Consider the following 24,255-nt stretch of genomic DNA (forward strand, 5'->3'; position numbering starts at 1 on the left):
GGGCGGCGGAAGCGGGCCTTGGCGGCGCGATCGGGCTATTGCAGCCGCATGAACGCCGCCACCGCGTTGCGGACGCTGGCGGTGAAGCGGTCGTAGATCATCCGGGACAGTTGCGCGATCATCGGCTGGCGGTCGCGGCCGCCGCGCGCGAACACCGCGATCGCCACGCGGCGGCCGTCGGGCATGGTGATGAAGCCGACATCGTTGGTGATGCCGTCAAGCGTGCCCGTCTTGTCCTCCACCATCGTGCCGGCGGGCAGAAGCGCGCGGATGCGGCGGGTGCCGGTCCGGCACTGGCTCATCAGGCCGAGCAGGAACGACCGGCTCTGCGGTGCCAGCACGGTGTCGCTGTCGAGCGCCTTCAACAACTGGACCATGGCGACCGGCGTGGCGACGTCCTTGCTGTCGGCGAGATGGCCGCGCTCGCGCAGCAGTTGGGCGATGGTGCGGTCGACCCGCATGCCGATGATCTTCTGCGACCATAGCCATTGCTGCACCGCTGCCGGACCGCCCAGCGTGGCGAAGAGCTGATCGGCGGCCAGATTGTCGCTATGGACGATCATCGCCTCCATCACCTTGGCGGCGGGTCGTCCGGCGATCATTTCGCTCAAGCTGCGCCGGCCGCGATCGACCTCGGTCAGATAGGCGGCGGCGATGGCGAGCTTCACCGTGCTGGCCATCGGATAGGCAATGTGGCCATTGACCACGGCCGTCGAGCCGTCGCTCAGATCCACCGCGGCGATGCCATAGTCGCCGGTGCGCTGCGCCATCAGCGCCTGGATCTCGCGCTGGAGATCGGACAGCTCGAACACATTCGCGGCCACCGGGGCCGGGACCATGACGCTGGCCGCAATGCCGGCCAGAAGCAGGCGGGGCAGCAGGGGGAGACGCATCGACCTTCCTCGAACAGGGACATCCAAGACGGCGCCGGCGCCGTCCGGAAGGCGGCAGCACGACGAGTCTCATCTGACGACCTTGTCGATGCGGGTTCAAGCGTTTTGATGCGCGGATGCGGTGAATCGCACCGCCGATGCCATCGGGGCGGAGGAACGCTCCCCCCGCCCCGCCCGGTCAGGCCTTCTTGCGCGCCCGCTTCGGGGCGGCCGCGGCCTCGGCATCCTCTTCCTCATCCGGCTGTTCCTCGCCGGCCTCGGTCAGCGCTTCGCCCAGCGCCTTCAGCTTGTCCTGCGACTTGTCGGCCTTGTCGGCGATCTTGGTCGTCGCCGCGCCCAGGCGGTGGAGCAGCGCATGGACTCGGTCGGCGTCCGGCTCGCTCTTCTCCAGCTGCTTGCGCAGCGAGGCGAGGTCGCGAAGGATGCCCTTGGCGCCCGGCGTATCGAGATCGGCGAGGGCGGCTTCCCAATCCTCCACCATGTCGGCGCCCTTGCTCGGCTTGGCGCCCTCCAGCCCCCGGTTGATCGCGTTCATGGTTCCAGCGAATTTCACGGCCATCGCTTCATCCTTTTGCCAGCCAGTGTCGGCTGGACCGCTCAACGAGGCTCGGCCCAAAAAGGAACGGGATATCAAGGTGATCGATGTTAACGCCCATGGCTTTTCCCTTGGCGGCATGGCGGACCTGCCGGTCGGGGCCACGGTGGCGTCCCGTTGAGGCGGCCTGGGTGCGCCCGCTGGCTTTGAACAAGGCACGATCAGTGGCGGGACGGAGGAAGGACCGTCCCTGCGATCCTTTTATGCTAATGCGATTGACTATCATTTTAATCCAGATTATTGCGCCGCTCGACCAAAAGGGGGTTCCAATGCTGCCGTTCCGATCGGCTCTGGCCGTGCTGCTTTGTTCCGTCGCGATCCCAGCCGCGGCACAGGTGTCGACGCCGGACAGCGATGCCGGGGAGGCTGCCGACAACGCGATCGTAGTGCTCGGCGAGAAGGGCCATCGCACGCTGCGCGACACGCCCGCCAGCGTCGCCGTCACCACCGCCGAGACGATCGCCGACCAGAATCTGCTCGACGTCTATGACGTGCTCCAGCGCACCCCCAATGTTTCGGTCGGCGCGGATCGGACCAGCTTCACCATCCGCGGCATCGACGCCTTCAACGTCTCGGGTGCGGGGGACGGGGCGCTCGCCAGCGTCTATGTCGATGGCGCGGTGCTGCCGCGCGCGGCGCTCAACACCGGGCCGCTCGACCTGTACGACATCGCGCGCGTCGAGGTGTTCCGGGGCCCGCAATCGACCGTGCAGGGGCGCAACGCACTGGCCGGCGCGGTGGTGATCCGCACCGCCGATCCCGGGTACGACTGGAGCGCGAAGGCCCGGGTGATGCTGACCGGGCCCGACGGCCAGCGCCGCGCCGGAGCCGCGATCGGCGGCCCGCTGGTCGACGAACAGCTCGCCTTCCGCCTGGCGGGCGAGATCGCGCGCAGCGACGGCCTGGTCACCAACACCACCCTGCACCGCGACGCCGATCCGCGCCAGTCGGAGACGCTACGCGCCAAGCTGCTGGCCACGCCGGATGCGCTGCCCGGTCTGCGCGTGATCGCCACCTATCAGCATGATCGCCACCGGCGCGGCGTCTATGCCTATGAGTTCGATGCCCCCTATGCGCCGACCGACCGGATCGTCACCGAGGATGTCGCGACCGACACCCGCACCGTCAGCGACATCGCCACGCTGGAGGCGCAGTATCGCCTGGGGCATGGCTTCGACCTGACCTCGATCACCAACGTTTCGAACGTGCGCGCGGATTTCGTCGCCGATCCGGATCGCAACGCCACGCCCGGCCAGCGCAGCCGGGTCAGCGATCCTGCGAAGACGGTGCAGCAGGAACTTCGCCTGGGCATCGACCTGCCCTGGGTCCAGGGGCTGGTCGGCGCCTATTATCTGCGCGAGGACAATCGCGGCTATCTGTTCCAGGCGACCCAGGCGATGAACCTGACGCGGCTGGGCGTCGATCGCCAGTTGCTGGCGCTAGGCCTGAACCAGCCGATGGTGGATGCCGTGCTCGGCCTTTATGGCGGCGTCGTCCCGATCCGCAACACGCTGACCCAGCCGCGCCTGACGCGCAATCTGGCCGGCTTCACCGACCTGACCTTCCCGCTGTTCGACCGGCTGACGCTGCGCGCGGGCCTCCGCTACGACAATGAGCGTCAGCGTCGCGGCGCGAGCCAGAGCGTCACGCTGAATGGCACCCTGCCCGATCCGGCGCGGCTGCCGATTCCCGCGCTGGCCCCCGTGGTCACCCGACTCAATGCGCTGCTGCTGGCGACCGCCGCGGGCGCGACCAGCAGCCAGCCGGTCCGCGGCGTCACCTATGACGCCTGGCTGCCCAAGCTGGGCCTGACCTGGGACGCCGCCGACAATGTGGGGCTGAGCGCGACGGTGCAGCGCGGCTATCGCGCGGGCGGCGCCGGCATCAACCAGTTCCGGGGCCAGGCCTTCACCTATGCGCCGGAATATATTTGGAACTACGAACTGGCGCTGCGTTCCGACTGGCTGGGCGGCCGGCTGAGCGTCAATGCCAACGCCTATTATATCGACTGGCGGGACCAGCAGGTGGCGGTGCGCCTGACCCCCGGCTCGGTCTTCGACACGCAGGTCGTCAATGCCGGCAGGTCCCGGCTCTACGGCTTCGAGGCGGAAGTGCGCGGACGGCCGACGCGGACGCTCGATCTCTATGCCGGCATCGGCCATGCCCGGTCGAAGTTCCTCGACTTCACCGTGCCGTTCGGAGAGGCGTCGGCCTCGGCGGTCGGCAGCGAGTTCGCCAATGCGCCGCGCTGGACCGGCTCGGCCGGGGCGACGTGGCAGGACAGGTCCGGCCTGTTCGCCAATGTCAACGCGACCTATCGCGGCGCGTTCTTCCAGACGATCGTCGGTCAGACGATCCGCGACATCCGCCCGCTGACGCTGGTCAATGCCAAGATCGGCTGGCGCGGCGAGCATGTCGGCGCCTATCTGATCGCCAGCAATCTCTTCGACCGGCAGGTGCCGACCAGCTTCTTCACCGACTTCGACAACCGGGTGCGCGGCACGGTGTCACAGCCGCGCATCCTGGGGCTGAGCTTCGAAGGACGATTTTAGGGGGTGGGGCGGCGAACGGCCGCCCCATATCTGGTGGGGATCAGGCACGGCGACCGTGGATCGTCCAGGCCAGCGCATAGCCGGCGAGCGCCGCCACCACCGACCAGGCGATCGCCGGCTGGCGCGCCACCACTGCCCGTGCCCGTTCGCCATTCGCGCGCGCCAATGCCGCGAACCGGCCGGTCGCGTCGATCAGCCGCGCCCGGCCCATTTCGACGGCGGGCGGCGCGGCCTTGCGCACCTCCTGCGCCAGCGCGCCGGCGCGTCCATAGACATGCTCGCCGGTGCCCGCGACCTGATCGATCACGCCGCCGACCTGCCAGTCGCGCCGATCGAACATGTCGCCGGCCGCCTTCTCGATCTTGCCCTTGTAATAGCCGATCGAACCACGAACCTCATGCTTGTTCATGACAGAGCCTTTCGTTTCGCGAATGGGCGGCCATGGTGCCGGCGTGGGGCGATCGCCACCGCCGTCCGGGCACGCTGCCCGCCATTCCTCATCTATATCAAACGACCGGTCCGGACGTAGAACCGCCGATCGCGCCGCCTGTTCCCACCGATCGCATCCGGTATACCGGCCGGCGCCGCCCGCCGGTCGGCGGCGAAAGCCGATGACGCGGCCGGGATGGCCGGTTACAAGCGGCGCATCATGCATCCGCGCGCCCCGACCCCCACGCTCTCCCCTACCGTCGCCCCCACGCTCTCGATCGTCATTCCTTGCTACAACGAAGCCGCCTGCCTGGACGTGCTGCACGCCCGCGTCTCCGCCGCCGCGCGCGCGGTGGTGGGCGAGGATTACGAGATCGTGCTGATCAATGACGGCTCGCGCGATGACAGCTGGTCGGTGATGCAGCGGCTGAGCGCGGGCGACCCACATCTGGTCGCGATCAACCTGTCGCGCAACCATGGTCACCAGCTGGCGCTGACCGCCGGGCTCGACCTGTGTTCGGGCGCGGAGATCCTGATCATCGACGCCGATCTGCAGGATCCGCCCGAACTGCTGGGCGAGATGCGCGCGACGATGCACGCGCAGGCCGCCGATGTCGTCTATGCCGTGCGTCGCCGGCGCGAGGGCGAGACCCTGTTCAAGAAGGCGACCGCCGCCGCCTTCTACCGCGTGCTCGACCGCGTCACCGACACCGCGATCCCCGTCGACACCGGCGATTTCCGGCTGATGAGCCGCCGTGCGCTCGACGCCTTGCTGTCGCTGCCCGAACAGGCGCGTTTCATCCGCGGCATGGTCGCCTGGGTCGGCTTCCGCCAGGTGCCCTTCGCCTATGACCGGGCCGAGCGTCATGCCGGCGAGACCAACTATCCCCTCGCCAAGATGATCCGGCTGGCGTTCGACGCGGTGACCGGCTTCTCCACCGCGCCGTTGCGCTGGGCCAGCCATCTGGGATTGGCGCTGACCGGCGTGTCGCTGTTGCTGATCGTCTATATCGCGATCGGCTGGCTGTCGGGCAGCGCGGTGGCGGGCTGGACCTCGACCATGCTGGTCAATGTCGTGATCGGCGCGGCCCAGATGTTCGTGTTGGGCATGATCGGCGAATATCTGGGGCGGCTGTACATCGAATCGAAGCGCCGGCCGCTCTATCTGGTCGCCGATGTCGCCGGACCGGTGCGCGGCCGGGCGACGCTCGGCTTCCAAGCCGACCCCGCCACCGCGCCCGCCGCGCTTCCGTCAGGCGGGCTTCGCCAGCGTGACGATCGAGACGCCGGGGCCCATCGGCACCCGGCCGACCAGATGCCGCTCCAGCCGGAAGATCCGCTCGAATAACGCGTTGACCGCGGGCGGCGGCGGCGAATCGTCGCTGTCGTCGCGCCCGGTCAGCCGGCCCGCCACGCGCGCCGCCGCGGCCAGCGGGAACAGCAGCGAGTTGAAATAGCCCAGCCGCTCCGGCATCAGGCCGGCCTTGGCGATCGCCGCCTTCAGCGTCGCCTTGGAGTAGCGGCGATGATGATGGTTCACCACGTCGTGCGCGCTCCACATCCATTGGTGCGCCGGCACCGCGATCAGGATCTTGCCGCCGGGGCGCAGCAGCGACCGCATCCCCGCCAGCGCCGCGACATCGTCCTCGATATGCTCGACCACGTCGAGCACCGCGACCAGGTCGTAATGGCCGCGCGGCACATCGGGCAGGCCGGGCAGCGGCGACGCGCCCACCGGCTTGCCCAGCCGCTGCGACGCGATGGCGCGCGCCGCCGGGTCGATCTCGATCGCATCGACGCTGCCGAAGGCGGCGAGCATCGGCAGGTTGTGGCCGGTGCCGCAGCCGATCTCCAGGATGCGCGCGCCCTGGGGCAGGTCGGCATAACGGTCGAGATAATCGGCCAGGATGTCGCGTCGTGCCCGGTACCACCAATGGGTGGAGTCGTGCGCCGCCATGCGGTCGTAGACGATGCGATCCATATCAGCCGAATACCCATTGGCGGTTGAGGACGAAGGTGGCGAGCGGCGTGACCGTCGCCGCCGGGATCAGCGCGACCCAGGGCGGCTGGTGCAGCAGCGCGGTCGCGATCCAGGTGAACAGGGCGTTGAGCACGAAGCCGAAACTCTGCACCACCAGGAACTTGATGGGAAGCCGCGCGCCCTGCCCGCTCGCCTCATGCCCGCGGAAGCTCCAGCCGCTGTGCAGGAAGAAGCCGCAGATCACCGCGACCAGGAAGGCGGGCGGCACCGCCAGCACCGCCCAGGCGCGGGGCAGCACCCAATAGGTCAGCGGCAGATAGACCGCCGAATAGATCAGCGTCGACAGACCGCCCGCGATGCCGAAGCGGACCAATTGTCCCAGCATCCCGCTTCGCCGCCAATGATCGATATGCGACGAGAGCGCCAAGACCGTCCGACCCTTTTGTGAAGCGTTGCGCTTTAGGTCGCCGGGCAGGGCGAGGCAATGCCCGTGCCCGCTCCCCTGCATTTCCGCTTACCACCCCCGGCGAAGGCCGGGGCCCGGTTGGGGGACGCTGGCGACTTGCCCAATCCGTTCCGTTACCCGACCCCCGCCTCCACCGGGGTGGGGTGACATGGACCCGGAAAACGTCCGTTTCCAGCCCCCCTCAACGCTCGCGGGTCGCCGCGAACTTCACCTTGGGATAGCGGTCGGCGACATAGCCCACCTCCCAGGACGATTTGGCCAGGAACACCGGATTGCCGTCGCGGTCCTTGGCCATGGCGGCGCGGTTGAGGTCGGTGAAAGCCTTCAGCTCGGCCGGGTCCTCCGCGCTTACCCAGCGCGCGGTGTCGAACGGCGCGGGCTCCAGCCCGGCGGCGACCTTATATTCGGCGTCCAGCCGCGACAGCAGCACTTCGAGCTGGAGCTGCCCGACCACGCCGATGATCCAGTTCGACCCGATTTCCGGATAGAAGACCTGCGTCACCCCTTCTTCGGCCATGTCGTCCAGCGCCTTGCGCAGCTGCTTGGTCTTGGTCGGGTCCTTCAGCGCGACGCGGCGCAGGATTTCGGGCGCGAAATTGGGCAGGCCGGTGAAGCGCACGTCCGCCCGCTCCGACAGCGTGTCGCCGACGCGCAGTGTGCCGTGGTTGGGGATGCCGATGATGTCGCCCGGATAGGCCTCGTCGGCGATCTCGCGGTCCTGCGCGAAGAACAGGATCGGCGAATGCACCGCGATCGGCTTGCCGTGCCCGGTCGGGGTCAGCTTCATGCCGCGCTTGAAGGTGCCCGAGCACAGCCGCATGAAGGCGATGCGGTCGCGGTGATTGGGGTCCATGTTCGCCTGGACCTTGAAGACGAAGCCGGTCACCTCCGGATTTTCGGGCGCGACCGGGGCGGGTTCGGCCGGCTGCGGGCGCGGCGGCGGCGCGAACTTCGCCAGCGCGCCGATCAGCTCCGCGACGCCGAAATCCTTCAGCGCCGACCCGAAATAGACCGGCGTCAGGTCGCCGTTGCGATAGGCCTCGGCGTCGAACTCGGCATAGCCGGCCTGGGCCAGCTCGATCTCCTCGGCCCAGCGTTCGGCGAGCACCGGCGCCTCCTCCACCTTGCCCTGGAAGCTGCGGCTGTCGCCCTCGGGCCGGCTGATCCGGTTGCCCTGCAGGTCGAGCACGCCCTCGAACTCGCCGCCCATGCCGACCGGCCAGCTCATCGGGCACACGTCGAGCGCCAGCATGTCGGCGATCTCGTCGAGCAGTTCGAACACCGGCCGGCCCTCGCGGTCGACCTTGTTGACGAAGGTGATGATCGGCACCGAGCGCAGCCGGCACACCTCGAACAGCTTGCGCGTCTGCGGCTCGATCCCCTTCGCCGCGTCGATCACCATCACCGCCGAATCGACCGCGGTCAGCGTGCGATAGGTGTCCTCCGAGAAATCCTCGTGGCCCGGCGTGTCGAGCAGGTTGAAGGTGATGCCGTCGCGCTCGAACGTCATCACCGAGGAGGTGACGGAGATGCCGCGCTGCTGCTCGATCTTCATCCAGTCCGACCGGGCGCGGCGATTCGCGCCGCGCGCCTTCACCTCGCCCGCCAGGTGGATGGCGCCGCCGACATAGAGGAGCTTCTCGGTCAGCGTGGTCTTGCCGGCGTCGGGGTGGGAGATGATCGCGAAGGTGCGGCGGGGCGAAGTCACGGGCGGGCAATCCGGGTTGGCAGCGGCGCGCCTCTCGGACGGGCGGCGCGCGGCGGGTACGACAAGGGGCCGTCACGCGCAGGGCGCGGACGCAAGGGGCCTTTACGGTGTTTCCCCGCCATGCGCCATGGGGATTGGATGGCGCGCGATGCCGCGAAGACGCGACGAGAAGAATGGTTCACGCGGAGACGCGGAGGTGTAGCGTGCGCGAAAGCGCATCAGTCATCCCACCGGCGTCGGGCAGGTAAGACACGCCGCTTCGCCGACCATCTCTGCGCCTCCGCGTGACCTCAGCCCCCGCTCAATCCTCCAGCGTGACGTGCATGGCGATCACCTTGCTCGCCCGGCCAGCGACCGAGAAGACGCCCGGCTTGTCGCGATATTCGCCGCTGAAGCCAACCGGATCGGCGATGCCGTGCCACGGCTCGACACAGACGAACGCCGCGCCGGGCTTGGTCCAGATGCCGAGCTTGTCGGTGTCGGGAAAGTCGATGCGCAACTGCGGCCCCGCCGCCGCGCCGTAGCGGACCGAACGCGACTCGACCGGGTCCCAGACCAGCGCATCGTCGACGAACAGCGCGTCGGCGAGGTGCAGCGTGCGGCCGTCGAGCGGGCTGTCGCGCGTCTCGGCCGCGATCAGCCCGTCGGGCGTGATCGCGCGCAGCCGGGCGGGTTCGTCCGCCGCGAAGACGATGCGGTGATCGGCCCGCGCCTCGCCATATGGAAGCGGCCAGGCGAAGGCGGGGTGGAAGCCGAACTGCGCCAGCAGCGCGGTGTCGTCCGGATTGCTGATCCGCGCCTCGATCGCCAGCGTCGCGCCCGTCAGGCGAAAGGTGATGTCGAGGCGGAAGGCATAGGGGTAGGCGGCACGCGTCGCGGCGCTGTCGGTGAGCGTGAAGGTCGCGTGATCCTCGCCCTGTTCGCGGACCGCAAAGGCCATGTCGCGGGCGAACCCGTGCTTGGGCATCGGATAGTCGGTGCCGTCGACACGGATCACGCCGCCATGCGTCACGCCGATCGCCGGGAACAGGATGGGCGCGTGGCGCGGCCAGAACGCCGGGTCGGCGTTCGTCATCAGCTCGCGGTCGTGCGCATCGCGCAGATGCGTCAATTCCGCGCCGAGCGGGTTGATCGCGGCGCTCAGCCGGTCGGATCGCAGCCAGACGAGATCGGTCATCGCTTCCCTCCTATTGCCACCCCCGTGATGCGGGATGGTTTGAAACGGAACTCAGTTCCCCTGCGAACGCAGGGGCCCAATCGGGGACGTTTGTCGGAAAGGAGAGCGTGCTGTCACCACGACCTTCCCCACTGGGCCCCCGGCCTTCGCAGGGAAATGGGGGGCGCAGGGGAACAGGAGGATGTGCCCCCTCACCCCCGCAGTTGCGCACCCTGCTTCGCCGCGGCGGCGACGACCTTGTCGGCCACCGCCTTCAGATCGGCATCGGTGAAGCTCTTCTCGCCCGGCTGGAGCACGACCTCGACCGCCACCGACTTCTCGCCCTCGCGCTCGAACACGTCGAACACGCGGGCGGCGACGATTGACGCCTTGTCCGCGCCCCGTACCGCGCGGACCAGCGCGTCGGCCGACAGAGACGGCGGCACCAGGAAGGCGAAGTCGCGCTTCACCGCCTGAAGCGCGGCCGGCGCATAGGCGGCGCGCATGAAGCCGCTGCCGCGCTTGGGCGGCACCGCGTCGAGATAGATCTCCACCACCGCCACCGCGCCGTCCAGGTCGAACGCCTTGGTGAGCGCGGGGTGCAGCATGCCGAACCGCGCCAGCACCGTCTTCGGCCCCAGCCGGAGGGTGCCCGACTGGCCGGGATGGAAGGCGTCGCCTGCCTCGCCCATCACCTGGAGGTTGTCGACCGGCGCACCGGCGGCCGCCAGCAGCGCCAGCGCCTCCGCCTTGGCGTCATAGGCGTCGAACGCCGCCGCCTTGCCCTGCCGCCAGCCGCGTTGGCTCCGCTCGCCCGCCAGCACCAGGCCGAGCGTCGCGCGCTCGCCCTCGGCCAGGTACCGGCGGCCGATCTCGAACAGCCGCACGCTGCCGGCCCCACGCCGCAGATTGCGCTCGGCGGCCGACAGGATGCCGGGCAGCAGTGAGGGGCGCATCGCCTTCAGCTCCTCGCTGATCGGATTGGCGAGCGTGAACGCCGCCCCGCCGAACGCCGCCGCCTGCCGCTCGGACAGGAAGCTCCACGTCACCGCCTCGTCCAGCCCCCGCGCGGCGGCGGCGCGGCGGACGCGGCGCTCCAGCTTCTGCTCGGGCGTGGCGGTCGGCCGGGCGACGCCAGGGATGCGCGGCAGCGGCACGGGCGCGACCTTGTCGATCCCCTCGATGCGGATCACCTCCTCGACCAGATCGGCGATGCCGTCGATGTCGCGCCGCCAGCTCGGCGGCGTCACCTGCCAGTCGTCGCCGACCGTGAAGCCCAGCCCTTCGAGGATCGCGCGTTGCCGCTCCGCCGGCACCGCCAGCCCACCCAGCGTCTCGGTCCGCGCCGGGTCATAGGCATAGGTGCGGGTGCCGAGCGGCGGCTCGCCCGCGCGGGTCACGCCGCTGGCCGTGCCGCCGCAATATTCCAGGACCAGGAAGGTCGCGATGGCGAGGCCGTCGTCGAGGAACGCCGGATCGACGCCGCGCTCGAACCGCTGGCGCGCGTCGCTGGTCAGCGCCAGCGCCTGGCCGGTGCGCGCGATCGCCTCCGGCGTGAAGTACGCGCATTCGATGATGACGTCCGTGGTCGTCGCCGACACGCCCGAATGCGCGCCGCCCATGATGCCGCCGATATCGTGCACCGCCACGTCGTCGGCGATGACGGTCATGCCCGCGGACAAGGTGTAGGTCCGGCCGTTCAGCGCCTCGACCGTCTCGCCCGCCTCCGCCTGGCGGGCGACCAGCCCGCCCGACAGCTTCGCCTTGTCGTAGACGTGCAGGGGGCGGCCGAGATCGACCGTCAGGTAGTTGGTGATGTCGACCAATGCGGAGATCGGCTTCTGCCCGATCGCGGTCAGGCGACGGCGCATCCATTCCGGCGCCTCGCCATTGGTCAGGCCCGACACGCCCTGCGCGAAGAAGGCGGGGCAACCGGCCGCGTCCTCGATGCGCACGTCCGGACCCGGCCCCTCGCCCGGCACCTGCGGCACGGTGGGCGGGACCAGCGTGCCCAGGCCCGCTGCCGCCAGGTCGCGCGCGATGCCGTGGACGCCCATGCAATCCTGGCGGTTAGGCGTCACCGACACCTCGATCACCGGATCGCCGAGGCCCGCATAATCGGCGAAGGCGGTGCCGATTGGCGCATCCTGTGGCAGCTCGATGATGCCGTCATGATCCTCGCCCAGCTCCAGCTCGCGGGTCGAGCACATCATGCCGTTCGATTCGACGCCACGGATCGCCGCGACCTTCAGCACCATGCCATTGGCGGGCACCGCCGCGCCGGGCCGGCCGAACACGCCGACCAGGCCGGCGCGCGCATTGGGGGCGCCGCACACCACCTGGAGCGGGCCGTCGCCGGCATCGACCGACAGCACCTGCAGCTTGTCCGCCTGGGGGTGCCGCTCGGCGGTCAGCACGCGCGCGACGGTGAACCCGGTCAGCTTGGCGGCCGGATCGGTCACGCCCTCGACCTCCAGCCCGATGCGGGTCAGCGCCTCGAGGATCGCGTCGAGATCGGCGTCGGTGTTCAGGTGGCTCTTCAGCCAGGACAGGGTGAACTTCATGCGCCGACTCCTCCCGACAAAGTGGGCACGTCGAGGCTCGCGAACCCGTAATGCTTCAACCAGCGGATATCGCCGTCGAAAAAGGCGCGCAGGTCGTCCATGCCGTATTTCAGCATCGCCAGCCGATCGATGCCGCAGCCAAAGGCGAAGCCCTGCCACTCGTCGGGGTCCAGCCCGCAGGCCGCGATCACTTTGGGATGAACCATGCCGGAGCCGAGTACCTCCATCCAGCCACCGCCGGAGCCGCCGATGACGCGCTTGCCCTTCTCGATCGTGTAGCCGACATCGACCTCGGCCGAGGGTTCGGTGAAGGGAAAATAGCTGGGGCGCAGGCGCAGCACGATATCGTCGCGCTCGAAGAACGCCTTGAGGAACGTCTCCAGCGTCCATTTCAGATGCGCCAGCGTGATGCCCTTGTCGATCACCAGCCCCTCGACCTGGTGGAACATCGGGGTGTGCGTCGCATCCGAATCGGAGCGATAGGTGCGGCCGGGCGCGATGATGCGGATCGGCGGCTGCTGGCCCATCATGGTACGGATCTGGACGGGCGAAGTGTGGGTGCGCAGCACGCGCTTCACCAGCGCCTCGTCGCCGCCCGGCTCGACGCCCGCCAGGTAGAAGGTGTCGTGCATCGCGCGCGCCGGATGCGTCTCCGGAATGTTGAGCGCGGAGAAGTTATGCCAGTCCGTCTCGATCTCCGGGCCGGTCGCGACCGCGAAGCCCAGATCGGCGAAGATTTCCGCCAGCTCGTCCATCACCTGGCTGACCGGGTGGATGGTGCCCGCCGGCACCGCGTCGACCGGCAGCGTCAGATCGATCGTCTCGCTGGCCAGCCGCGCGTCCAGCGCCGCCTGCTCCAGCGCCGCCTTGCGGGTCGCGATCGCCCCCGTGACCGCCTCGCGCAGACCCTGGATCGCCGGGCCCCGCACCTGGCGTTCGTCGGGGCTCATGCCACCCAGCGTCTTGAGCAGCTGCGTGATCCGGCCCTGCTTGCCCAGCGCCTCCACGCGCACGGCGTCCAGCGCTTCCAGCCCCTCGGCGTCGCTCACGGCGGCGAGCAGCGCGTCGCGCATCTGATCGAGATCGGTCATTCGTTCCTCATCGTCCCGTCGGCGACGGTTTGCTCCCGTGCCGATAACGAAAAGGGCGCGGATGGCATAGCCACCCGCGCCCCGGTTTCACCTCGCGTCAGGCCGGTTTACGCGGCCTGCGGGAGAGCCGCCTTCGCCTGCGCGATGATCGCGCTGAACGCCGCACCCTCGTGCATGGCGATATCGGCCAAGACCTTCCGGTCCAGTTCGATCCCCGCCAGCTTCAGGCCGTGCATGAACTGCGAATAGGTCAGGCCCTCGGCGCGGACGCCGGCGTTGATGCGCTGGATCCACAGACCACGGAAAGTCCGCTTCTTCACCTTGCGGTCGCGATAGGCGTACTGGCCGGCCTTCTCGACCGCCTGGCGCGCGATGCGGATCGTGTTCTTGCGACGGCCGTAATAGCCCTTCGCCTGATCCAAAATCCGCTTGTGCTTCGCCTTGGTGGTTACACCACGCTTCACTCGTGCCATCTGTCAGCGCTCCTCAGTTCAGGCCGTACGGCGCCCAGGCCTTCACCGTCGCGGTGTCGGCCTTCGACAGCACCTTGGTGCGGCGATTCTGGCGGATGTACTTGGCGTTGTGGCTCATCAGGCGGTGGCGCTTGCCAGCGACGCCGTGCTTGAGCAGGCCGGTGGCGGTGAGCTTGAAGCGCTTCTTCACGCCGCTCTTGGTCTTGAGCTTGGGCATTTTGGTCCTTTCGCATAAAGCAAGACTTGGGACAGCCGCGGCAGCCCTGATGGCCGGACCGTCCTGTAGCGCCTCGCTCGGGAAGCGGGCCCCTTAACCGTCCCCCGCGCCAAATGCAACCGCGTGGAACGGTGCGGAACCGAAACGGCCCCGAAAGCGTCGGGGGGCGATGGATCAGGCCGCGCCCAGCCCCGACGTGTCGCCTGCGGAGGCGCAGCGGCGTCGCCGTCACATCCTGCGCAACACGCTGCTCGGTATCCTGGCGGTGATCTTCGGTCTCTGGCTGCTGCTGTTCGTCACCAAGGGCCGGTTCCTGAAACACCCGTTCGAGCGATTCGTCGCCGGCCAGACGCACCGCGCCGTGAAGGTCGATGGCGACTTCCAGCTCTATTTCGCGCCGTTCCGGATCAAGCTCCTTGCCGAGCGGTTCACCCTCGCCAATCCGGCCTGGGCGAGCCGGCCCAACCTGTTCCAGGCCGACCGGATCGACGCGCGGATCGCGCCGCTGTCCCTCCTGTTCGGCAAGCACCGGCTCTACAGCCTCGACCTGGCGAACGGCGCGGCCGATCTGGAATGGAACGCCGCGCATACCACCAACAGCTGGACGTTCAGCGACCAGAAGGGCGGCAAGCCGCTGGAATTCCCGCGAATCGACACCGCCACCGTTACCGGCACGACGGTGCGCTACCGCGACCCCCGGATGCGGCTGCTCGCCGACCTGTCGCTCGACGACATCCGCTCGACCGATGCGCGGATCGGCCGCGCGGTCGGCGTGACGGGCAAGGGCGTGATCCGCGACACGCCCTTCCGCCTCGCCGGACGACTGCTGTCGCCCGACGCCACCGCCAATCGCGGCCGGAACCAGCTCGTCGCACGGATGTGGGCGGCGCATAACGTCGTCGACGTTTCGGGCACCCTGCCTTCGATCGCGGATATCGAGAACGTCCCGCTCCAGACCCGCGCCACAGGTCGCAACCTGCAGGAGCTGCTGGGCATCATCGGCGTCTACATCCCGCAGACGCGCACCTATCGCCTCCATGCGCAGATGGTGAAGAGCGGCGACGAATATCGGTTCACGCGCATGGCCGGCCGCTTCGGCGACAGCGACATCAGCGGCCGCTTCACCGTGACGCAGAGCATACCCAAGGTGCATATCGGCGCGGAGCTGCGCACCCGCAGCCTCGACATCGTCGACGTCGCCCCGTTCATCGGCTACAATCCCGATATCGTCGCGACCAGGGGCGCGGTCGCCGCCGCCGCCGCGACCGGCGCGGCCCCCGCCCGGCTGCTGCCCGACGCGCCGCTCAACGTCGCGGCGATGCGCGCCTTCAACGCCGACGCGCATTGGACAGTCGGCGCGGTGCGGTCGCGCCGCATTCCGATTTCCGACATCGACCTGACCGTCAAGCTGAAGGATTCGGTGCTGACGCTGTCGCCGCTGACCATGGCGCTGTCGCGCGGCAACGTCGCCTCCGACGTGCGGATCGACACCAATGCCCGGCCCGCAGACGCGACCTACGACATCCGCCTGGCGCCGACGCCGCTCGGCAAACTGCTCGCCGGCTGGGGCGTGTCCGAATCGGGGACCAGCGGCACGCTGAAGGGCCGGATCGAACTCCGCGGGCGCGGCGACACCATCCATGACTCGCTGTCGACCGCGCAGGGGCGGATGGCGTTCATCATGCCGCAGGGCACGTTGTGGACACGCAACGTCCAGCTCGCCGAGCTGGACCTCGGCACCTTCGTGCAGAAGATGTTCGAGGACAAGCTCAAGAAGCCGGTCGAGGTCAATTGCGGCCTGATCGCCTTCACCGTGCGCAACGGCATCGCCGCCGCCGACCCGATCCTGATCGACACCACCAAGAACGTCATCACCGGCAAGGGCGGCTTCAGCTTCAAGACCGAGGCGGTCGATCTGGCCTTCCGCGCCGACGGCAAGAAGTTCAGCCTGTTCTCGGGCCAGTCGCCGGTCGGCATCCGCGGCTATTTCGCGCAGCCCGCGCTCCAGGTGATCTCACCGCAACTGCTCGGCCGCGCCGGGGCGGGGCTGGGCCTGGCGCTGCTGGCGACGCCGCCCGCGGCGATCCTGGCGTTCGTCGATGTCGGCGACGCCAAGTCGGCGGCCTGCGGCCCGGTGCTGGCCGGCGCGACCGCTGCCGCCCAGCGCACCACCAAGGGTCAGCCGCGCGACGATGTCAGCAACCAGCCCGCCAAGTCGCAGCGCAAGAAATTCCTGGGGATTTTCTGACCGGCCGGATCACCCCGCCGCCCGCGCCATCGCCACCACCGTGGCCCAGGCCGCGACCTCATCGTCGAACCGCTCGGTCACCACCAAATCACGGGCGACGCCGTCCGCCACCGTCACTTCTCCCGCCCATTCGAAGGTGGCGTTTCCCGACAGGGTGACCATCCCGTCCTCGTCCGCCACGGCGCGCACCAGCCCACCCCGGTTGAGCACCGTCACTGGCCCGCCGAAGCGCTTGTGGCCGTTCAGGCATGCCGCATAGGTCGATGCCGCCATCGCGCTGCCGCAACTGTCGGTCAGTCCGACGCCGCGTTCGAACGTACGGACGAACAGCGAGTCCGCCCCTACCATCACGAAGCTGACATTGGCGCGGTTGGGCAGCCAGTCGGGCGCCGCCTCGCAGATCGTGCCGACGCGCACCAGTTCCGCCTCGTCGATCGCATCGACGAAGGTGACCAGATGCGGATTGGGGATGGCGACTGCGGTGAAGCGATGCGCGCCCAGCCCCGGCACTACCGCATCGACGATCCGCTCGCCCCCCGCCCGAAGCGGCCAGGCCGTGACGTCGAGCGACACCGGCCCCGCCGTCTCGCGCACCGTATAGACGCCGGGCGCGACGTCGGGATCGCGGGCGGCGGTCGCGACCGAGCCGTTGAGCTGCACGCCGGCCGCATCCGTCCCCAACGCCTCGAACCCCAGTCGCGCCACGCAGCGCAGGCCGTTGAGGCAGGTTTCCGCCTCCGACCCGTCGCTATTGAACATGCGGAAGCCGATCGGCCGCTCCACCGTGCCGTCCGGCATCAGCAACAGGCCGTCGCCGCCGACCGGCCCGGCCCGGTCCGCCAGCGCGCGCGCCACGCCGGCCCATTGCGCGTCGTCGAGCGTCAACCCCCGCGCGTCGATCAGCGGGAAGTCGTTGCCCGAGCCGTGGCATTTGATGAAGGCGAAGCGCATGAGCCGGCGGTGATCCTCTGGGTCCGCCGGCCCGTCGCCCGCGTCACGTACAGCGATAATAGGTCGCGACCCGGTCCAGGGCCAGAGTCAGCACCAGCCGCCCCGCCCGCGCCGGCCAGCCCAGCGCCTGCTCGGCGACCGGCACCCCTTCCCCCGCACACACCACCCGCCACAATATGTCCGCCAGCCCGGGGCCGGCCGCCGCCACCGCTTCCTCGAACCGGCGTTTCGCGGCGATCTGCGCGCTGGTCGGGTCGTCGCGCTCGCCCCGGTCGCCATCGACCCGCTCGCCCCAGCGCATCGTCACCGAAGGGGCAAGCTGCGCCCGCTCCCAGTCGGCGCGCAGCCGCTCGCCCGCCGCGCATTGCCGCTCGTCCACCAGCCCGCGCGCCGCAAGCCAGTTGAGCGGCGATTCCGCCTGGTTCACCGTCACCTTGCGTCCGCGGGGGGGCCGCCCGCGCACCGCCACGCCCTGTCCATCCACCACCCGTTCGACCAGATCGCGCATCGTGCCTCTTCCCTGCTCAGTTTCCATCCGAATCGGGCTTGCCACAATGGATGGTTTGTAGGACAGCCTTGATCCTATCTGGTTTTCGGAGACGGTCATGATTACCTCGATCCGCGAGGTGCGCCGCGCCAAGGGACTGACCCTGGACGATGTCGCGCGGGCTTGCGTGCCGCCGACCACGGCGCAGACGATCGGCCGGCTGGAGATGGGCACCCGCACCGTGTCGGTCGCCTGGCTCAACCGCATCGCCGCCGCGCTGGAGGTGGAGGCGGCCGACCTGGTCCGCCTGCCCGATCGCAGCGACCTGCCGGTGGTCGCGGTGCTGACCGGCGGCGCGGCCAGCGCGCCGCGTCACGCCAGCGTAGTGACCTGCCCCCGCATCGACGCCGGCATGGTCGCGATCACCGTCGCCGGCGCCACGGGTGACTACCGCACCGGCGACCAGCTCTGGTGCGCAATGCTGACGCCCGATCGATTCGGGCAGGCAATGAACCGCGACGTGCTGATCCCGACGCCGGGGGGCGGCTTCCTGTTTGGTCGACTGGTTGCGCTCGACCCGCCGACGCTCCTGCCGACGGGCGAGGGCCTCCGCCCGGTCCAGCCACCGGCCTGGATGGCGATGCCGGTGCGCCTAATCCGGTCATTCTGACACGGTCCTGACCGCATTTCACGCGAGGGCGCGCTCCCTCAACCCGGCCGCGTCTCGTTCATCCGCACCAGGACCGGCAACAGGCCCAGCGCGACCACCGCAATCATCAGCCCCGGCATCAGCGGCGATCCGGTCCAGGCGATCAGTCGGTGCGCGACATAAGGGGCCAGGCCGCCGAAGATCGCGGTGGCGCTGGTCACGCCCAGCGCCAGCCCGGTCAGCCGTCCCTCGCCGGGGAATTGCTCGGCGGTCGCCACGGCGCCGACCGCGCTGACGCCGCCGCCCAGCATCGCCAGGATCATGGTGCCCAGCACCGCCAGCGCCAAGCCGCCGCTCGCCATCATCCCGAACAGCGCCGCCGGCAGCAGCGCCGCCGCGCCGCATAGGCCCAGCAACACCGGCCGCCGCCCGATCCGGTCGGTCAGCAGCCCGACCAGCGGCGTGACCAGCACCACGACCAACGCCGCGCCCGTCGACAGCCACAGCGCCATTGCCTCGCCCACCCCGCCCGTCTCGGTCAGGAAGGCGGGGACATAGGTGATGCCGACATAATACGTGATCGAACCCAGCGCCGAGATGGCGAAGCCGCGCAGGATGCCGGTGCGATGCTGCGCCAGGCTCATGCGCAGGGGGTTGGCCGGCACGCTGCCCTGCCCGGCCTGCCGCTCGAACTCGGGCGATTCCTGCATCGTCGACCGCGCCAGCCAGACCGCCGCCGCCAGCCCCGCGCCGATCAGGAAGGGGATGCGCCAGCCCCATTGGTCCAGCGTCGCCACGCCCATCGCCCCGACCGTCAGCGCCGCGACCGCCGCCGCCAGCAGCCCGCCGACCTCGCTGGCGGCGGCGGCGGTGGAGGTCACCAGCCCGCGTCGCTCCGGCCGTGCGCCCTCCAGCAGATAGGCCACGACGCCGGTATATTCGCCGCCAACCGAGAAGGCCATGACGCAGCGGAGCAGCAGCAGCAGCCAGCCCGCCGCCGGCCCGATCTGGTCGCGGGTCGGCAACAGCGCGGTCGCCAGCATCGCCGCCGTCATCACCGCCATCGACAGCAGCATCATCCGCCGCCGGCCATAGCGATCGCCGATATGGCCGAACGCGATCGCCCCCAGCGGGCGCATCAGATAGGCGAGCGCGAAACCCGCCAGCGTCGTCCCGACCGCCACCGCGCCGCCGCCATAGAAGACGCGCGACAACACCGTGGCCAGGTAGAGATAGAGGGTGAAGTCGTACCATTCGACCACGGTCGACAGCGCCGCCACCGCCATCGACCGGCGCGACACGGAACCGGCCGGCGGCGACGGTGGCGAAGCGGCGGCGATCACCGCACCAGACCGGCGGGGAAAAAGGGATGAGTCATGCCCGGCTCCATCATGGCTGCACAGACCAACGATCCAGATCAGGATCGGCCGCATCCGGACGCCACGGTCCGCCGGCATCCGGTGCGGTTGGTGGGCGCTGACGGGCTCGAACCGCCGACCCTCTCGGTGTAAACGAGATGCTCTACCAACTGAGCTAAGCGCCCCATCTCCGGGAAACCGCCGAATAGCGTGGTTTTCGGCGGCTGCAAGACCTGTTGTTCGGCGTGGGTCGATGATCCGGTGGCGAAGTGGGCGTGTCGATCAACCTGACCAGGACGCGAAAAGCCTTCGCATGCCTGTCCCGGCTTGTCGCTCAATCCATCCATCCAGCTAGCCGGCGAAGACGGCGTCATACGGACTTCGGCGACGTGGAGACTTTTACAACGATCTCCCGTTATGGAGAACAGACTTGCTTGCTGGTGCTCGTCCGGCGCTGGAAGGGGTGCGACGGCGCATGAGCGCGAGGACTTACATCTTGCCAGGTTCCCCATGCCGCTGACGCTCCATCCGCCGGTGGTCGATCCGCCCGTGATCACCGAAGCGCTTCGCCAAATCGAAGCCGAGGGGCTGTGGGAGGAAGTCAACGGCCGCTGCACCGGCGTCATCCGTCGCGCCCCGTTGTCCCCAGCCCTCGCCAGGATCGTGCGGCTGGTGACCTGGTCGGAGAATCGCCGGATCGCGCTCGGCTGGTTCCGCAACGTCACGATCATCCTGTGGCTGACCATGCCCTTCGACTATATCGTCGCGCCCCGTGCATTGCCCGCCATCGTGCTGGGACACGGCCTGCTGACGACGATCGCCTATCTCCTCGCGCGGCGGGCTTGGCAGGAGATCGGCCATGAACGGTGGCAGGGCCTGACCGCCTGCCTGTTCACCGCCATCGTGATGCTGGCGGCCGTGGTCACCGGCTCGCAACTCGGCGGGCAGGATTTCGAGCGGCTGATGAACATCGCCTTTTTCGGGCTGGCGGTGGGGCTCGTGCTGCTGCCGCTCAGCCTGCGCTGGACGGCCTGGACCGCGGTCGTGCTCAACGCCGCCTTCCTGGCGAGCCAATATCTCAATCCGGCCGTCACCACCGCATCGGGGCTGCTCTACACGCTCTACTTCGGCTTTCTGAGCATGGCGATGCTCTACACGCGGATGCACATGATCCGGCGACAGGTCCGCGCCACGCTGTCGCGGCTCAGCGAGACCCGATACCGCCACATGCTGGTGCAGGCCTATGACCGGCTGCGCTGGATGGCGACGACCGACTCGCTCACCGGCCTGCGCAACCGACCGGCGATGAGCGACGCTTTCACCCGCCTGGTCAGGGAGATGCCGGCCGATGCGCCGCTGTCGGTCGCGATGATCGACATCGACGATTTCAAGCGGTTGAACGACAGCCTGGGCCATGCGGCGGGCGACCAGGCCTTGCAGGCGATGGGCACGCTGCTGCAGGACCTCGCCGTCGCGCACGGCGCGATCTGCGGCCGGATCGGCGGCGAGGAGTTCCTGGTCCTGCTGCCGGGGACGGCGCAGGCGGCGGCCCGGGAGCGCATCACGACGCTGATGCAGGCGCTCGCCGCGCGCGCCATCCCCAATCCGGGCTCGCGCATCGCCACGCATGTCACGCTCAGCGCGGGCATCGTCTCGACCAGCGAGGCCGGTGGGCACGGGCTGGAGACATTGATGCGCGCGGCGGATCAGGCGCTCTATGCCGCCAAGCGGGCCGGGCGGAACCGGATCATGTCGGCGGACCTGCCGCCCTTCGCCATCATGGTCTGACGCAGGAAGCAGAGGCGGAGGAGGCGACCGCCCCCTCCGCCCCCTCCGCTCAGCGGATGTCGAGCATCACCACCGACTTGGGCGGCAAGGTCACGGTCAGACGGCCATCGGCCAGCGTCGCGCCGGTGAAGGCGGCCGGCACCACCGCACCCGGCGCGTCGAACGTGTTGTGCGCGTCCATCGTCGGCGCGGTCAGGATGCGGCCGGTCACGCCAGCGCCGGTCACGCCGGTCAGCGCCACCGTCACGGTCGCCGGCTGGTTCGGGTCGACATTGGTCAGGCCCATATGCACCGCGCCGTCGGTGCCGCGCACCGCGCTGGCGCTCACCGCCTTCAGCGTCCACTCGTTCTTGTTGTACCAGCGCGACTGCACGTCGACCGGCAGGACGACGCCGTCCTGATAGTCCTTGTACAGGTCGAACACCCAATAGGTCGGCGTCTTCACCATGCGGTTGCCGTCGGTCAGCATCATCGCCTGGAGCACGTTGATCATCTGCGCGATGTTGGCGCCGCGCAGGCGATCGGTATGCCGGGCGAAGATGTCGAAGTTCAGACTGGTGACCAGCGCGTCGCGCAGCGAGTTCTGCTGGTAGAGGAAGCCGGGATGGCTGCCCGGCTCCTGATCGTACCAGGTACCCCATTCGTCGACCAGCAGGGCCACGCGCTTCTTGGGATCATATTTGTCCATGATCGCCGAATGGCGCGTGACCAGCTCCTCCATCTTCACCGTCTTGGCCAGGGTGCGCGCCCACTGGTCCTCGTCGAAGCCGGTCGCCGCGCCCTTATGCTCCCACTGATAGGGAATGGTGTAGTAATGGACGCCGATGCCGTCGAACTGCGCGCCGGCGTCGCGCATCATCACCTCGGTCCAGTTATAGTCCTCCGAATTGGCGCCGCTCGCGATCTTCATCACCTTCTGCCCCTCGGGCATCTTGATGAAGGTGGAATAGCGACGCGTCACGTCGGCGGCATATTCGGCGCGCATGTTTCCGCCGCAGCCCCACAGCTCGTTGCCGATGCCGAACATCGACAGTTTCCACGGCGCCTTGCGACCGTTCGCGGCGCGCTCCTTGGCCAGGCTCGATCCGGTCGGCGAGGTCATGTACTCGACCCATTCCGCCAGCTCATAGGGCGGTGCGCTGCCGACATTGCCGGAGACATAGGGCTCGGCGCCGACCAGCTCCGAATAGTTCATGAACTCGTTGGTGCCGAAGCTGTTGTCCTCCGTCACCCCGCCCCAGTTGGTGTTGACCTTGACCTTGCGCCGGGCCTGCGGGCCGACGCCTTCGCGCCAGTGATATTCGTCGGCGAAGCAGCCGCCCGGCCAGCGGATGACGGGCGTGCGGATCGCCTTCAGCGCGTCGATCACGTCGCGCCGATAGCCATCGACATTGGGAATCCTGCTGCCCTTGCCGACCCAGATGCCGCCATAGATGCCGGTGCCCAGATGCTCGGCGAACTGGCCGAACAGCCTGCGGTCGAACTTGGGCGCGGGGGTGTCGCCGTGCACCGTCACCACATTCTCGCCCGCCGGAGCGGCCATGGGCGCTTGCGCGATGGCGGGTGCGGCCAGCGCGAGCGCCAGCGCACTGAAGATCATTCGCTTCATCATATCTCCGTCGCGCGGGGGCCCCGCGCCTGTTCGGGGGTGGTGCCGATGTCGGCGGAAATCCGGGACGGGGCGGACGATGCCGCCGGATCGATCAGGCCAGTCGCGTGCCGACGCATGAAATTTCCTCTCCCTTTCCGACTCTTGTCAGACAAGCTGTCGGCGAGGTCAAGCGCGATGACCATGGTCTCGCCGTCCTGCCGAACGGGTCGCTTGCGAAAGGGTACGGACTGGGCCTAGGTTTCCGGGAAATCAGAGGATGATCGAATGGCGGCCGGCAAGCGGGCACAACCCGCGCATATCTCGCTTGCGCGGCAGATCGGCGTGGCGATCGTCACCGGCACCCATGCGCCGGGCAGCGTCCTGCCCGGCGAGATCGAGCTCGCCGACCGGCTGGGCGTGTCGCGCAGCGTGATCCGCGAGTCGCTGCGGATGCTGGCGGCCAAGGGGCTGGTGGAAAGCAAGCCCAAGGCCGGCACGCGGGTGCGCGAGCGCGCCGATTGGAACCTGCTCGACCCCGAACTGCTCGGCTGGATGCTGGAGGGGGCGCCGCCGGTCCCCTTCGTGCGCAGCCTGTTCCAGTTGCGCATGATCGTCGAGCCGGCGGCGGCCGAGCTCGCCGCGCTCGGCCGCACCGCGCGCCAGCTCGCCCGGCTGGGCCATGCCCTGCAGGAGATGGAGACGCACGGCCTTGGCACCGATGCCGGCCGCGCGGCGGATCGGACCTTCCATGCGGTGATCCTGGAGGCGACGGGCAACGAGCTCTTGGTCAGCCTGTCGGCGAGCATCGCCGCGGCGGTGCACTGGACGACCTTCTTCAAATATCGCAGCGCCCGGCCGCCGCGCGACCCGATCCCGCAGCATCAGGCCTTGTTCGAGGCGATCGCGCAGGGCGATCCCGCCGCCGCCCGCCTCGCCACCGCCGAACTGGTCGAGCAGGCGCGGATCGATACCGAAGCCTCGATCGAGGAGGGCCAGCTGGCGCTCGCGCCGCCGGGGCGGGCCAACGGCGCGGCGCGGGAATAGCGGCGCTCCGGCGC

General features: G+C 69.1%; 22 protein-coding genes and 1 tRNA gene. 6 read left to right on the plus strand and 17 right to left on the minus strand.

Annotated features, from left to right (window positions below; all coding sequences use genetic code 11):
* Nucleotides 1-35: 35 nt before the first annotated feature.
* Together GGQ96_RS04555 and GGQ96_RS04560 are read right to left on the minus strand one after the other, a co-directional pair.
* Complete coding sequence (locus GGQ96_RS04555) at nt 36-893, minus strand: serine hydrolase (protein WP_184111889.1); 858 nt, start codon at nt 891-893, stop codon at nt 36-38.
* A gap of 178 nt (nt 894-1,071) precedes the next feature.
* The gene (locus tag GGQ96_RS04560) at nt 1,072-1,452 is read right to left on the minus strand and encodes a hypothetical protein (RefSeq protein WP_184111891.1); all 381 of its coding nucleotides are present in this window, start codon (nt 1,450-1,452) and stop codon (nt 1,072-1,074) included.
* Between the two features lie 305 nt (nt 1,453-1,757).
* Between GGQ96_RS04560 and GGQ96_RS04565 the strand changes: the two genes are divergently transcribed.
* Nucleotides 1,758-4,040 (plus strand): TonB-dependent receptor, encoded by a 2,283-nt coding sequence (locus GGQ96_RS04565; RefSeq protein ID WP_246360030.1) that lies wholly within the window; start codon nt 1,758-1,760, stop codon nt 4,038-4,040.
* Between the two features lie 40 nt (nt 4,041-4,080).
* On the opposite strand, the gene GGQ96_RS04570 is transcribed toward GGQ96_RS04565, so the two are convergent.
* Nucleotides 4,081-4,449 carry a CsbD family protein gene (locus GGQ96_RS04570; protein WP_184111892.1) on the minus strand — a complete coding sequence of 123 codons (369 nt, stop codon included), beginning with the start codon at nt 4,447-4,449 and terminating at the stop codon, nt 4,081-4,083.
* A 240-nt stretch (nt 4,450-4,689) separates the two neighbouring features.
* On the opposite strand from GGQ96_RS04570, the gene GGQ96_RS04575 reads away from it, so the two are divergent.
* Nucleotides 4,690-5,817, plus strand: a complete 1,128-nt coding sequence (locus tag GGQ96_RS04575; RefSeq protein WP_184111894.1) for a glycosyltransferase family 2 protein — start codon at nt 4,690-4,692, stop codon at nt 5,815-5,817.
* Here the strand turns inward: GGQ96_RS04575 and GGQ96_RS04580 are convergent.
* The 8 genes from GGQ96_RS04580 to rpmI form a co-directional block, all read right to left on the minus strand.
* Entirely contained in the window at nt 5,722-6,450 is a 729-nt protein-coding gene (locus GGQ96_RS04580) for a class I SAM-dependent methyltransferase (RefSeq protein ID WP_184111896.1), read from the minus strand. The two genes, GGQ96_RS04575 and GGQ96_RS04580, sit on opposite strands and share 96 nt — an antisense overlap.
* Nucleotide 6,451: 1 nt before the next feature.
* Entirely contained in the window at nt 6,452-6,835 is a 384-nt protein-coding gene (locus GGQ96_RS04585) for a GtrA family protein (protein ID WP_184111898.1), read from the minus strand.
* 262 nt (nt 6,836-7,097) lie between these two features.
* Nucleotides 7,098-8,624 carry a peptide chain release factor 3 gene (locus tag GGQ96_RS04590; RefSeq protein ID WP_184111900.1) on the minus strand — a complete coding sequence of 509 codons (1,527 nt, stop codon included), beginning with the start codon at nt 8,622-8,624 and terminating at the stop codon, nt 7,098-7,100.
* Nucleotides 8,625-8,925: 301 nt separating this feature from the next.
* Nucleotides 8,926-9,801 (minus strand): aldose 1-epimerase family protein, encoded by an 876-nt coding sequence (locus GGQ96_RS04595; protein ID WP_184111902.1) that lies wholly within the window; start codon nt 9,799-9,801, stop codon nt 8,926-8,928.
* 191 nt (nt 9,802-9,992) lie between these two features.
* Nucleotides 9,993-12,344, minus strand: coding sequence for a phenylalanine--tRNA ligase subunit beta (gene pheT / locus GGQ96_RS04600; protein ID WP_184111904.1), 2,352 nt, complete (start codon nt 12,342-12,344; stop codon nt 9,993-9,995).
* Nucleotides 12,341-13,435 (minus strand): phenylalanine--tRNA ligase subunit alpha, encoded by a 1,095-nt coding sequence (gene pheS, locus GGQ96_RS04605; protein WP_184111906.1) that lies wholly within the window; start codon nt 13,433-13,435, stop codon nt 12,341-12,343. Before pheS ends, pheT begins: the two co-directional genes overlap by 4 nt.
* 107 nt (nt 13,436-13,542) lie before the next feature.
* Nucleotides 13,543-13,908 carry a 50S ribosomal protein L20 gene (gene rplT / locus GGQ96_RS04610; protein ID WP_184111908.1) on the minus strand — a complete coding sequence of 122 codons (366 nt, stop codon included), beginning with the start codon at nt 13,906-13,908 and terminating at the stop codon, nt 13,543-13,545.
* A 13-nt stretch (nt 13,909-13,921) separates the two neighbouring features.
* Entirely contained in the window at nt 13,922-14,125 is a 204-nt protein-coding gene (rpmI, locus tag GGQ96_RS04615; RefSeq protein ID WP_125993407.1) for a 50S ribosomal protein L35, read from the minus strand.
* Between the two features lie 169 nt (nt 14,126-14,294).
* On the opposite strand from rpmI, the gene GGQ96_RS04620 reads away from it, so the two are divergent.
* Nucleotides 14,295-16,373, plus strand: a complete 2,079-nt coding sequence (locus GGQ96_RS04620; RefSeq protein ID WP_184111910.1) for an AsmA family protein — start codon at nt 14,295-14,297, stop codon at nt 16,371-16,373.
* Nucleotides 16,374-16,382: 9 nt separating this feature from the next.
* Here the strand turns inward: GGQ96_RS04620 and dapF are convergent, their stop codons facing one another.
* Nucleotides 16,383-17,324: a diaminopimelate epimerase gene (gene dapF / locus GGQ96_RS04625; RefSeq protein ID WP_184111912.1), complete on the minus strand. Its 942-nt coding sequence runs from the start codon at nt 17,322-17,324 to the stop codon at nt 16,383-16,385.
* A gap of 43 nt (nt 17,325-17,367) precedes the next feature.
* Complete coding sequence (locus GGQ96_RS04630) at nt 17,368-17,832, minus strand: DUF6456 domain-containing protein (RefSeq protein ID WP_184111914.1); 465 nt, start codon at nt 17,830-17,832, stop codon at nt 17,368-17,370.
* Nucleotides 17,833-17,929: 97 nt separating this feature from the next.
* Between GGQ96_RS04630 and GGQ96_RS04635 the strand changes: the two genes are divergently transcribed.
* Nucleotides 17,930-18,481, plus strand: coding sequence for a helix-turn-helix domain-containing protein (locus GGQ96_RS04635; protein WP_184111916.1), 552 nt, complete (start codon nt 17,930-17,932; stop codon nt 18,479-18,481).
* Nucleotides 18,482-18,519: 38 nt separating this feature from the next.
* On the opposite strand, the gene GGQ96_RS04640 is transcribed toward GGQ96_RS04635, so the two are convergent.
* On the minus strand, nt 18,520-19,746 hold the full coding sequence (locus tag GGQ96_RS04640; RefSeq protein ID WP_184112262.1) for an MFS transporter: 1,227 nt from the start codon (nt 19,744-19,746) through the stop codon (nt 18,520-18,522).
* Nucleotides 19,747-19,927: 181 nt separating this feature from the next.
* Nucleotides 19,928-20,003: transfer RNA gene (locus GGQ96_RS04645), tRNA-Val, on the minus strand.
* A 325-nt stretch (nt 20,004-20,328) separates the two neighbouring features.
* On the opposite strand from GGQ96_RS04645, the gene GGQ96_RS04650 reads away from it, so the two are divergent.
* Nucleotides 20,329-21,606, plus strand: a complete 1,278-nt coding sequence (locus GGQ96_RS04650; protein ID WP_184111918.1) for a GGDEF domain-containing protein — start codon at nt 20,329-20,331, stop codon at nt 21,604-21,606.
* A gap of 49 nt (nt 21,607-21,655) precedes the next feature.
* Here the strand turns inward: GGQ96_RS04650 and GGQ96_RS04655 are convergent, their stop codons facing one another.
* Nucleotides 21,656-23,218: an alpha-N-arabinofuranosidase gene (locus tag GGQ96_RS04655; protein WP_184111920.1), complete on the minus strand. Its 1,563-nt coding sequence runs from the start codon at nt 23,216-23,218 to the stop codon at nt 21,656-21,658.
* Nucleotides 23,215-23,400 (minus strand): hypothetical protein, encoded by a 186-nt coding sequence (locus tag GGQ96_RS04660; protein WP_184111922.1) that lies wholly within the window; start codon nt 23,398-23,400, stop codon nt 23,215-23,217. The genes GGQ96_RS04655 and GGQ96_RS04660 overlap by 4 nt, the downstream gene beginning before the upstream one ends.
* An 82-nt stretch (nt 23,401-23,482) precedes the next feature.
* On the opposite strand from GGQ96_RS04660, the gene GGQ96_RS04665 reads away from it, so the two are divergent.
* A complete protein-coding gene (locus GGQ96_RS04665) occupies nt 23,483-24,241 on the plus strand; it encodes a FadR/GntR family transcriptional regulator (protein ID WP_184111923.1) in 759 nt (252 codons plus the stop codon).
* Nucleotides 24,242-24,255: the final 14 nt, after the last annotated feature.

It is taken from the genome of Sphingomonas abaci (genome assembly GCF_014199625.1).
Classification (GTDB): domain Bacteria; phylum Pseudomonadota; class Alphaproteobacteria; order Sphingomonadales; family Sphingomonadaceae; genus Sphingomonas; species Sphingomonas abaci.

Excerpts from the sequence above, each read along its gene's own strand:
- GGQ96_RS04630 (WP_184111914.1), bottom strand. The coding sequence starts at position 17,832 with ATGCGCGATCTGGTCGAACGGGTGGTGGATGGACAGGGCGTGGCGGTG.
- GGQ96_RS04560 (WP_184111891.1), bottom strand. The coding sequence starts at position 1,452 with ATGGCCGTGAAATTCGCTGGAACCATGAACGCGATCAACCGGGGGCTG.
- pheT (WP_184111904.1), bottom strand. The coding sequence starts at position 12,344 with ATGAAGTTCACCCTGTCCTGGCTGAAGAGCCACCTGAACACCGACGCC.
- GGQ96_RS04575 (WP_184111894.1), top strand. The coding sequence starts at position 4,690 with ATGCATCCGCGCGCCCCGACCCCCACGCTCTCCCCTACCGTCGCCCCC.
- GGQ96_RS04660 (WP_184111922.1), bottom strand. The coding sequence starts at position 23,400 with ATGGTCATCGCGCTTGACCTCGCCGACAGCTTGTCTGACAAGAGTCGG.
- GGQ96_RS04650 (WP_184111918.1), top strand. The coding sequence starts at position 20,329 with ATGCCGCTGACGCTCCATCCGCCGGTGGTCGATCCGCCCGTGATCACC.
- GGQ96_RS04565 (WP_246360030.1), top strand. The coding sequence starts at position 1,758 with ATGCTGCCGTTCCGATCGGCTCTGGCCGTGCTGCTTTGTTCCGTCGCG.
- GGQ96_RS04665 (WP_184111923.1), top strand. The coding sequence starts at position 23,483 with ATGGCGGCCGGCAAGCGGGCACAACCCGCGCATATCTCGCTTGCGCGG.
- rpmI (WP_125993407.1), bottom strand. The coding sequence starts at position 14,125 with ATGCCCAAGCTCAAGACCAAGAGCGGCGTGAAGAAGCGCTTCAAGCTC.
- dapF (WP_184111912.1), bottom strand. The coding sequence starts at position 17,324 with ATGCGCTTCGCCTTCATCAAATGCCACGGCTCGGGCAACGACTTCCCG.
- GGQ96_RS04555 (WP_184111889.1), bottom strand. The coding sequence starts at position 893 with ATGCGTCTCCCCCTGCTGCCCCGCCTGCTTCTGGCCGGCATTGCGGCC.
- GGQ96_RS04620 (WP_184111910.1), top strand. The coding sequence starts at position 14,295 with ATGGATCAGGCCGCGCCCAGCCCCGACGTGTCGCCTGCGGAGGCGCAG.
- rplT (WP_184111908.1), bottom strand. The coding sequence starts at position 13,908 with ATGGCACGAGTGAAGCGTGGTGTAACCACCAAGGCGAAGCACAAGCGG.
- GGQ96_RS04640 (WP_184112262.1), bottom strand. The coding sequence starts at position 19,746 with ATGGCGGTGGCGGCGCTGTCGACCGTGGTCGAATGGTACGACTTCACC.
- GGQ96_RS04585 (WP_184111898.1), bottom strand. The coding sequence starts at position 6,835 with ATGCTGGGACAATTGGTCCGCTTCGGCATCGCGGGCGGTCTGTCGACG.
- GGQ96_RS04655 (WP_184111920.1), bottom strand. The coding sequence starts at position 23,218 with ATGATGAAGCGAATGATCTTCAGTGCGCTGGCGCTCGCGCTGGCCGCA.
- GGQ96_RS04570 (WP_184111892.1), bottom strand. The coding sequence starts at position 4,449 with ATGAACAAGCATGAGGTTCGTGGTTCGATCGGCTATTACAAGGGCAAG.
- GGQ96_RS04595 (WP_184111902.1), bottom strand. The coding sequence starts at position 9,801 with ATGACCGATCTCGTCTGGCTGCGATCCGACCGGCTGAGCGCCGCGATC.
- GGQ96_RS04580 (WP_184111896.1), bottom strand. The coding sequence starts at position 6,450 with ATGGATCGCATCGTCTACGACCGCATGGCGGCGCACGACTCCACCCAT.
- pheS (WP_184111906.1), bottom strand. The coding sequence starts at position 13,435 with ATGACCGATCTCGATCAGATGCGCGACGCGCTGCTCGCCGCCGTGAGC.
- GGQ96_RS04635 (WP_184111916.1), top strand. The coding sequence starts at position 17,930 with ATGATTACCTCGATCCGCGAGGTGCGCCGCGCCAAGGGACTGACCCTG.